The 7,613-nt window shown below is 68.4% G+C and carries 8 protein-coding genes and 1 pseudogene; 6 read left to right on the top strand and 3 right to left on the bottom strand.

All coding sequences use genetic code 11. The features are described from left to right. Together G6030_RS12890 and G6030_RS12885 are read right to left on the bottom strand one after the other, a co-directional pair. Positions 1-1,105, bottom strand: a 1,105-nt coding sequence (locus G6030_RS12890; RefSeq protein WP_347238661.1) for a DDE-type integrase/transposase/recombinase, incomplete at its 3' end; no start/stop codon positions are given. A 119-nt stretch (positions 1,106-1,224) separates the two neighbouring features. After that, on the bottom strand, positions 1,225-1,827 hold the full coding sequence (locus G6030_RS12885) for a recombinase family protein (protein WP_182643394.1): 603 nt from the start codon (positions 1,825-1,827) through the stop codon (positions 1,225-1,227). A 244-nt stretch (positions 1,828-2,071) separates the two neighbouring features. Between G6030_RS12885 and G6030_RS12880 the strand changes: the two genes are divergently transcribed. Beyond that, on the top strand, positions 2,072-2,437 hold the full coding sequence (locus G6030_RS12880; protein WP_182643393.1) for a metalloregulator ArsR/SmtB family transcription factor: 366 nt from the start codon (positions 2,072-2,074) through the stop codon (positions 2,435-2,437). A 37-nt stretch (positions 2,438-2,474) separates the two neighbouring features. Continuing rightward, positions 2,475-3,737, top strand: coding sequence for an MFS transporter (locus G6030_RS12875; RefSeq protein WP_182643392.1), 1,263 nt, complete (start codon positions 2,475-2,477; stop codon positions 3,735-3,737). 81 nt (positions 3,738-3,818) lie between these two features. Here G6030_RS12875 and G6030_RS12870 read toward each other — a convergent pair whose 3' ends face one another. Continuing rightward, positions 3,819-5,171, bottom strand: a complete 1,353-nt coding sequence (locus tag G6030_RS12870) for an alpha/beta hydrolase domain-containing protein (RefSeq protein WP_182643391.1) — start codon at positions 5,169-5,171, stop codon at positions 3,819-3,821. Positions 5,172-5,258: 87 nt separating this feature from the next. On the opposite strand from G6030_RS12870, the gene G6030_RS12865 reads away from it, so the two are divergent. The 4 genes and pseudogenes from G6030_RS12865 to G6030_RS12850 form a co-directional block, all read left to right on the top strand. Beyond that, positions 5,259-5,561 (top strand): hypothetical protein, encoded by a 303-nt coding sequence (locus tag G6030_RS12865; protein ID WP_182635003.1) that lies wholly within the window; start codon positions 5,259-5,261, stop codon positions 5,559-5,561. A 78-nt stretch (positions 5,562-5,639) separates the two neighbouring features. Then, positions 5,640-6,014, top strand: a complete 375-nt coding sequence (locus tag G6030_RS12860) for a hypothetical protein (RefSeq protein ID WP_182643389.1) — start codon at positions 5,640-5,642, stop codon at positions 6,012-6,014. Positions 6,015-6,225: 211 nt separating this feature from the next. Then, positions 6,226-7,050, top strand: a complete 825-nt coding sequence (locus tag G6030_RS12855; RefSeq protein ID WP_182643388.1) for an acyl-CoA thioesterase domain-containing protein — start codon at positions 6,226-6,228, stop codon at positions 7,048-7,050. Between the two features lie 28 nt (positions 7,051-7,078). After that, positions 7,079-7,613 (top strand): annotated as a pseudogene (locus G6030_RS12850) (DNA alkylation response protein); the annotation flags it as partial.

Raw genomic sequence — 7,613 nt, 5'->3', positions numbered from 1 at the left:
ACCGCCGCGGCGACCGAACGGGAAGCCGCCTAGGAAACCCTCCACGATTCGGGGGGAACCACAGGCGGCCAGCAGCGGAGAAACGTACCGCAGGCCCTGGAAGCGCACTTCCGTCGCGGCGGACGATGCGCGTTTTGGCCACGGTCAGCAGCAGCAGGTTGAGATCATCGACGGTCTCGGGCAGGCGAGGCAGCCACCCGTCGCCGATCCAGGCTCGGTAGGGGCTGTCGCCAGTCTCCGGATGGGTGCGGCGGTGATACTTGGCACCGATGAACTCGCCGATCGCGGTGTCGAGTTCGGGCAGCGTCAGTGCTGGCTCGGGGTGCCGCTGATCGCGGGTGAGATAGCCCGGCAGTTCGGCAAGGAGTTCGGTGTTGATCGTGCCGAAGATTCGCTCGATCTTGCCGCGGCCCTGCGGTCTGGCGATGGTCGAGTAGATGATCTGAAAGTGCAGCTCCTTGGCGGTCTGGGCGAGATGGTGACTGGTGAAGTCGGTCCCGTGATCGACGTAGAGCACATCGGGCAGGCCGCACATCGGCCAGTTCGGATCGCTCTTCGGCCAGATCGCGTGCCGCAACGCCAGCGCGGTGTTCATCGCAGACGGTGCGCCGAGAAAGACCATGTAGCCGCACACCGCCCGGGAGTAGTCGTCGAGGATGACGGTCAACCAGGGCCGGGCGGATCGCCCGTTGGCGTCGAGGATGAGGATGTCGAGTTCGGTGTGGTCGGCCTGCCAGGTGGCATTGGCCCGCTCGGCTCGGTGGCGCCACACCAACTCGTAGGTGTCCCGGTAGGCCGCCGCGCCCTGGTGGGCCAGGGTGAGCATCCCAGGATCCAGACCGGTCACGATGGACCGCACGGTGCTCGCGGAGACCATCGGCCATCCCCGGCGGGCTGCGGTCGCGGCGGCCTTGCGGAAGATCGCTGCGGTGGACGGTCGAGGCGTACTCAGCGCCAGGCCTTCGATGTAGGCCACAAGGTCTGGGTGGGTGCGCCGCCCACGCTTGGGTGGCGCTGCCGGAGCCAGCGCGGCGATCCCGCCCTTTCTATAAGCGGCGAGCCAGCGCTGCAGAGTGCGTTCCCCGACCTTTTCGGCTGCGGCCAACTGGGTCAGCGGGACCCCGCTCTCCACGTGTTGGCGTAGGACCTGCCATCGGGCCGCGGCAGTCTTCGCGCCAGTGGGGGCGTCGATCGAACCTTGAGGTTCATCGCCCCCGCTCATGGCTACGCCGTCGTCGACTTCTGCCGGCGCCGAGCGGGGGGCTTGTCGGCCCCGCGTTGCAGCGCCCGGTAGACGGTGGTGCGGCTGACCCCCAGGACCTCGCCGATCTGGGCGACGGTCATGTCTTGTTGCTCGTAGAGCTTGCGGGCGGTGCGCAGTTTGTCCCCAGACAACAACGGTGGACGCCCACCCGTACGGCCACGGGCTCGGGCGGCTTCCAGGCCGGCGTGGGTGCGTTCGGAGATGAGGTCTCGTTCGAACTCCGCCAGCGAGGCGAAGATGTGAAACACCAGCCGCCCGCCCGAGGACCCGGTGTCGATGTTTTCTTGCAGGGATCGGAACTCGATTCCGCGCTCCTGCAACTCGGTCAGTTGATCGATCAGATGCCGAATCGATCGCCCCAGACGGTCCAGTCGCCAGACCACGAGCGTGTCGCCCGGCCGAAGTTGATCGAGGAGCTTTCCCAACTCTGGGCGCGAGGCCAATGCCCCGGAGGCGGTGTCGGTGAAGACCTTGTAGCAGCCGGCAGCCTCCAGAGCATCGTGCTGCAGTCGGGCGTCTTGATCGCCAGTCGACACTCGCGCGTACCCGAAAGCGTGGCCCATACCGATAAATGTAGCAATACCCGTCGCTGGCGGATAGATCAGAAACATAGATTCCGGGACTGGGTTCCGCTACAGAACAGACTTCCGCCCACCTCGGCGTATCCAAAATTCGCTAGCTTCGACCCGTTTGTATCAAAAACGATCGTTTCGGCACCATCTGGAGTGGCGAGTTGACGAGCCCGGCGAGGCGCAATTGAACGGTGTGTACCAGGACGAGCCCGCTCAACTTTGTTACTGTGTGCGCATGAACGCAGATAGTAACTTATGTGGGCTTGATCCCGAGTCCGAGTATGTGGACCTCGCCGCGGAGATCTTCAGCCTGCTTTCGGACCCCACTCGAGTCAGGATTGTGCTTGCTTTGAGTAAGCATGACGAGTTGCCGGTCAATGCCCTGGCGGCACTTACCGGGAAGACCTCATCGGGTGTGTCGCAGCATCTGGCTCGCCTGCGGATGGCGAGGATGGTCACGACCCGCCAGGAGGGGACGAGCGTGCTCTACCGGCTCACGGACGAGCACGCGGTGGCGCTGGTCGTTGAGGCAGTCAAGCAGGCCGAGCACGCCGTCGCGAACGGTCAACTGCCCCCGCACCACCACGCGCCCATCAAGTAGTGCGCCGACGGCCCCCGATAGATAGGCCCACCCGCTCATGCTCCAGGTGCTGCGCAATCCCGCGTACGCCAAGCTGTTCGCCGCACAGGTAGTGGCGCTACTCGGGACCGGTTTACTTACCGTCGCTCTCGGCCTGCTCGCGTTCGATATCGCCGGCGGCGATGCCGGCGTCGTGATGGGGGTGGCGATGACTATCAAGATGGTCGCCTACGTGGCTGTCTCGCCCGTGACCACCGCGCTCGTCGCTCGCCTGCCCCACAAGCCCGTGCTCATCGGTGCCGACCTAATCCGTGCCGGCGTCGCGGTATCGCTGCCGCTCGTCACCGAGGCGTGGCAGATCTACGTGCTGATCTTTCTGCTCCAATCAGCCTCGGCGACGTTCACACCGACTTTCCAAGCCGTGATCCCCTCTGTGCTGACGGACGAGCGCGAGTACACCCGGGCCTTGTCGCTCTCACGCCTGGCCTACGATCTGGAATCGCTCGTAAGCCCGATGCTCGCCGCGGCCCTGCTGACGGCAATCAGCTTCAACAACCTCTTCATCGGAACCGTCATCGGGTTTCTCGGCTCTGCCACACTCGTCATCGCCTCTCGGTTCCCCCACACACAGCCCCCTCCTCCTGCACGGTTCCTTGACCGACTTTCCCGGGGGACACGGACATTCTTCGCTAGCCCCGAACTGCGCGGCCTGATGGGACTCAACCTCGTCGTAGCCACGACAACTGCAATGGTCATCGTCAACACGGTGGTTCTCGTGCAAGGCCAGCTCGGCAGGACGCAGTCGGATGTCGCCCTCATGCTCGCCGCATACGGAGCCGGATCAATGGTGGTCGCCCTGGGCATGCCCGCACTACTGAACCAACTTGCCGACCGGAAAGTCATGCTCGCCGGCGGAGCCGCGCTGCCCATCATCTTGCTCGCCACGGCCATCGTGATCGGATGGGCAGGCGGCACTGCCCAGTGGAATACCTTGCTCACGATGTGGGTACTGCTCGGCGCCGCAACCTCGACCATCCTCACACCCTCGGCGCGGCTACTGCGCAGAAATAGCACCGAGCAGAACCGGCCGGCAGTGTTCGCCGCGCAGTTCTCCCTCTCCCACGCCTGCTTCCTCATCACCTACCCACTGGCCGGCACCCTCGGCACCGCAATCGGCCTCCAAGCGACCGGATTCGTACTCGTCGCAATCGGAGTGATCGGCGCCGGGGCGGCACTACTGGCCTGGCGAGATGATGCCGAACCAAAGAGAGGCACGAAGCCCCGCCAAACAAAGCTGCGCAATCCCGCCAATCGAAGCTGAGAGTCACAGCGACGGTAGACGTCATATCGTCCCGCACGGGTGTACTTCATCGGAACAGATGCGCCCCCAGCCAGCCCGCGCTCACCAGCTGATGCGCTCCGGGCGGGCGTCGGCGAGGATCTCCGCGCGGTCGTCGGCCAGCAGGAAGCCCTCCGCGATGAGCCGGTCCGTGGCCTCCTCGTAGGCCCGCAGGTACTCGTCGCGGCCTGACCACCGCTGACGCAACTGCTCCTCGGCCACCTCCTCCGTGCGTCGGAGGAGCATGCAGAACGGCGCGGACTGCGGGTAGGGCGCACCGACCAATCTCTCGACCGGCGCCTCCACGGCCGGGGTCCGCACGCCACCCCGGCCGATGCCCAGATCGCCGGGGACCACCTCGTCGTCGTCGAGCTCGACCGGCGGCGCGGCAGGCGGGCGCGCCCCGCCAGCCACCCACGACACCAGGTGACGCAACGCGGCCCGCACCACGAACACCTGCTGGCCACTGTTGATGGCGCCCCCGCAGTCGACCAGGCCCGCCAGCTCGCCCAACTGGTAGGCGTCCGCGTGCGCCTGGCCTGCGATCTCCCAGGTCACCACGTTCTCCGAATCGGGCTGGCGCGAGCGGGCCGAGTCGAGCAACCCGCCCAGGTCACCTTCGGCCTGGACGACCAGCACGGGGGTGTCGAGATCGTCACGCAGGAGCACGGTGGACGAGCGGACGGCGGTGGCGATGCCGGCCGCGCAGCCCCGGTCGTCGAACGGCAGCGCGCCCCCACCACGGCTGTGCAGCAGGAACCCGTCGAACACGCCGACCAGCGGGTGCACACCGTCGATGTAGGAGGTCAGGGCGATCGCCGACTGCGACTCCCCGATCGCGAGCACCGTATCCGGCACCAGCCCGGCCAGCGGGCCGTCGTCGCGCGCATCGCGGCAGAACCGGCCCACCTGGGTCACGATGTCGTACGAGTACGCGTCCCCCGGGTGGCGGAGCTCGCCGTAGCGCTCGGCCCGCTGCGCCCGCAGGCCGACGGTCTGCCCGCCCATCCCTACGGCGGCGTCGCCGCCCTCGACGCCGATGAACTGCGCCGACACCCCGACCCACGCGTGGCCGGCGCGGACGATCTCGTCGGCGAGGTAGGTGTACTCCGGCGCGGCGTCCTGGCCGCCGCTGACATTGAGCCACTCCACCAGCACCACGCCGCTGAACCGGGCGGCGTCGGGGCGGCGGACCAGCACCCGGGTGGCGAACGGCTCCGAATCGGCCTGAGCCAGCTGGATGCGCCCGTCGGTGGGCAGTTCGCCGACCGAGTAGGACACCGCCTCACCGGCCGCCGCCCACTCCGACTCCGTGAACCCCGCCGCCGCGAGGTCCGGGCCCGGGCGGGCGGCCATGGGCGGGGCGATCCGCCCCTCGGTGAGTTCGGCGAACGTCGGCGTCTGGACTGGCTGCATGATCCAGATTCTCTCCCGACCGACGCCCGATCCGGATCCCTTTCGCGTCGCTACCCGCCGTCCGCGGCCGCGTCATTGCCCGGCGAGGTGGATGTCGGCACCTGGGTGGGCGTGGAGGACGCCGGCGTGGTGGCAGTGGTCCGCGTGGTGCTGGCCGGCGATGATGTGGACTCTTCCGACGGCGACGCGGTCCGCGTACTCGTGCGTGTCGGGGAGGTCGCGGCCGGGGACACGGTCGTCGCGCGAGGCGTGGGCGTGGACGCGACCGTCGCCGCCCCCAGCGCCGGCGGGGCGCTCCGGCCCCGTGACGAGCAGTCCCCCAGGTGCTTGCTCGCCATCCACGCCGGGGCGCCCCGGGCGATCGCCTCGTCCGAGCAGGTTCCCGCGTAGATCGATATCCTCCCGACCCTGCGCCACCTGCCGTCCGAATACGCGACCCAGTAGGGGTCGCCCGACACCGCGCTGGCCATGACCGCCCACCCGGACCCGCAGTCGATGATCCGCGCGCCGCTGTTCGGGTACAACAGGTCGGAGTTGATCACCCCGGCATCGCACTCCGGTCCCGACACCTCGAGCATCCCGGTGACCTCCGGCGCCGAGGAGCGCGGCACGAGCCGCGACATGCGGGGCGACGAGGGCGAGGTCGCAAGGGAGGACGTCGTGGCGTCGGTGGCCACCGGTTCCGAGCGCTGGTCTCCGGGTCTGACGATAGCCACCACGCCGAACGCCACGACGAGCACGGCGGCGAGCGCCGCGGCGGCAGCGATCAGCGTTCTCGAGGCGGCGAACTTGGGCAGTCCAGTCATCGCGCGTCTCCTGCACGTTCGGAGCCACACATTGTGAGGTCGTCTTTACTATATAAACGACGTCAAGAGTGTCAACTGATTTCACCCGCCCCACCTGCGCGGCCGCTGCCTCGCAACCCCGAGAAAAGCCGGACGATCCCCGGTGGCGGGCGTTCCTCGTCGTCGTCGCCCCTCTCCTCGGTACGGTGAGCCCGCGCCCATCTTCGCGCCCACCCCCGCACCCATCCCCTCGCCCCACAGGAGGTCCCGTGACCGGTCAGGACGCCCCCACCCACGTGTTCGACGAGGCGGTCGCGCTGGAGCCGATCGGCGAGAACCTCTTCCGCGGCCGCACCCACGCCGCGTGGGCCAACATGGTCGGGCCGTTCGGCGGCATCACCGCGGCCACCATGCTGGGCGCGATCCTGCAGCACCCCGAGAAGCACGGCGACCCGCTCGCGCTGACCCTCAACTACGCCGGGCCGGTCGCCGAGGGCGAGTTCGAGATCGAGGCCCGCCCCGCCCGCACCAACCGCTCCAACCAGCACTGGTGGGTGGAGATGCGCCAGGGCGACGAGGTCGTCACCACCGCCACCGCGATCACCGGCCTGCGCCGCGAGACGTGGTCGGAGACCGAGACCGCCCCGCCGGCCGTCCCCGCGCCGGAGGAGCTCACCGCCGCCACGTCGGACCGCGGGGTGCGGTGGGTGGACAACTACGACATGCGGTTCGTCACCGGTGGGTGGGACGACGTGGCCTCCGGTGAGGAGCAACCGGAGTCGACGACGATGATGTGGATCCGCGACGTCCAGCCCCGCGGACTCGACCATCTCGCACTGGCGTCCCTGTGTGATTCGTTCTTCCCGAGGTCGTTCCTCCGGCTCGGTCGGCCGGTCCCGGCGGGCACGGTGACGTTGACGATCCACTTCCTGGCCACCGCCGACGAGATCGCCGCCCAGGGCACGGACTTCCTGCTCGGCAGCGTGCACTCGCACCGGTTCCACGGCAACTACCACGACGAGGCCGCGCGCCTGTGGAGCCGCGACGGCACGCTGCTCGCCACGGGCACGCAGCTTATGTATTTCAAGAACTGAGCATCTCAAGAACTAGAGGGGAGCACCCATGTCCTCGACCCGACACCGCAGTACCCACGTGGTCCTCAACCAGGCGCCGCCCCGCGTGGACGTGGACGAGTACGCCCTCAACCCGGCACTGCAGGAGGCCGTCGCGGTGTTCTCGCCGCACGCCCGCGTCGAGAGGTTCCACGAGATCGGCCGCCACGTGGGCACCGAGCAGTACCAACACGACGCGGAGCTGGCCAACACCCTCACGCCGGTGCACCGCGCGCACGACCGGTGGGGCAACCGGGTCGACGAGATCGAGTTCCACCCCGCCTACCACCGGATCATGGAGTACTCGGTGTCCCGCGGGCTGCACACCTCGGCGTGGGCCGACCCGGGGCCGGGGGCGAACGTCGAGCGGGCCGTGGGGTTCATGCTGGTGTCGCAGATCGAGGCCGGCCACGGGTGCCCGCTGTCGATGACGCACGCGGTGGTCCCGTCGCTGCGGTTGAGCCCCGAGCTGGCCGCCGAGTGGGAGCCGGCGCTGCTGTCGACGGTGTACGACCCTGAGCTGCGCGACCCCGCCACCAAGTCGG

The organism is Dietzia sp. E1 (genome assembly GCF_014145015.1).
GTDB classification, from domain to species: Bacteria; Actinomycetota; Actinomycetes; order Mycobacteriales; family Mycobacteriaceae; genus Dietzia; species Dietzia cinnamea_A.
The sequence above is the reverse complement of the archived record's forward strand: the minus strand, read 5'-3'. Positions and strand labels throughout refer to the sequence as shown.

Bases quoted from the DNA above. Each gene is read 5' to 3' on its own strand.
- G6030_RS12885 (WP_182643394.1), bottom strand. From the start codon at position 1,827: ATGGGCCACGCTTTCGGGTACGCGCGAGTGTCGACTGGCGATCAAGAC.
- G6030_RS12880 (WP_182643393.1), top strand. From the start codon at position 2,072: ATGAACGCAGATAGTAACTTATGTGGGCTTGATCCCGAGTCCGAGTAT.
- G6030_RS12875 (WP_182643392.1), top strand. From the start codon at position 2,475: ATGCTCCAGGTGCTGCGCAATCCCGCGTACGCCAAGCTGTTCGCCGCA.
- G6030_RS12870 (WP_182643391.1), bottom strand. From the start codon at position 5,171: ATGCAGCCAGTCCAGACGCCGACGTTCGCCGAACTCACCGAGGGGCGG.
- G6030_RS12860 (WP_182643389.1), top strand. From the start codon at position 5,640: ATGACCGCCCACCCGGACCCGCAGTCGATGATCCGCGCGCCGCTGTTC.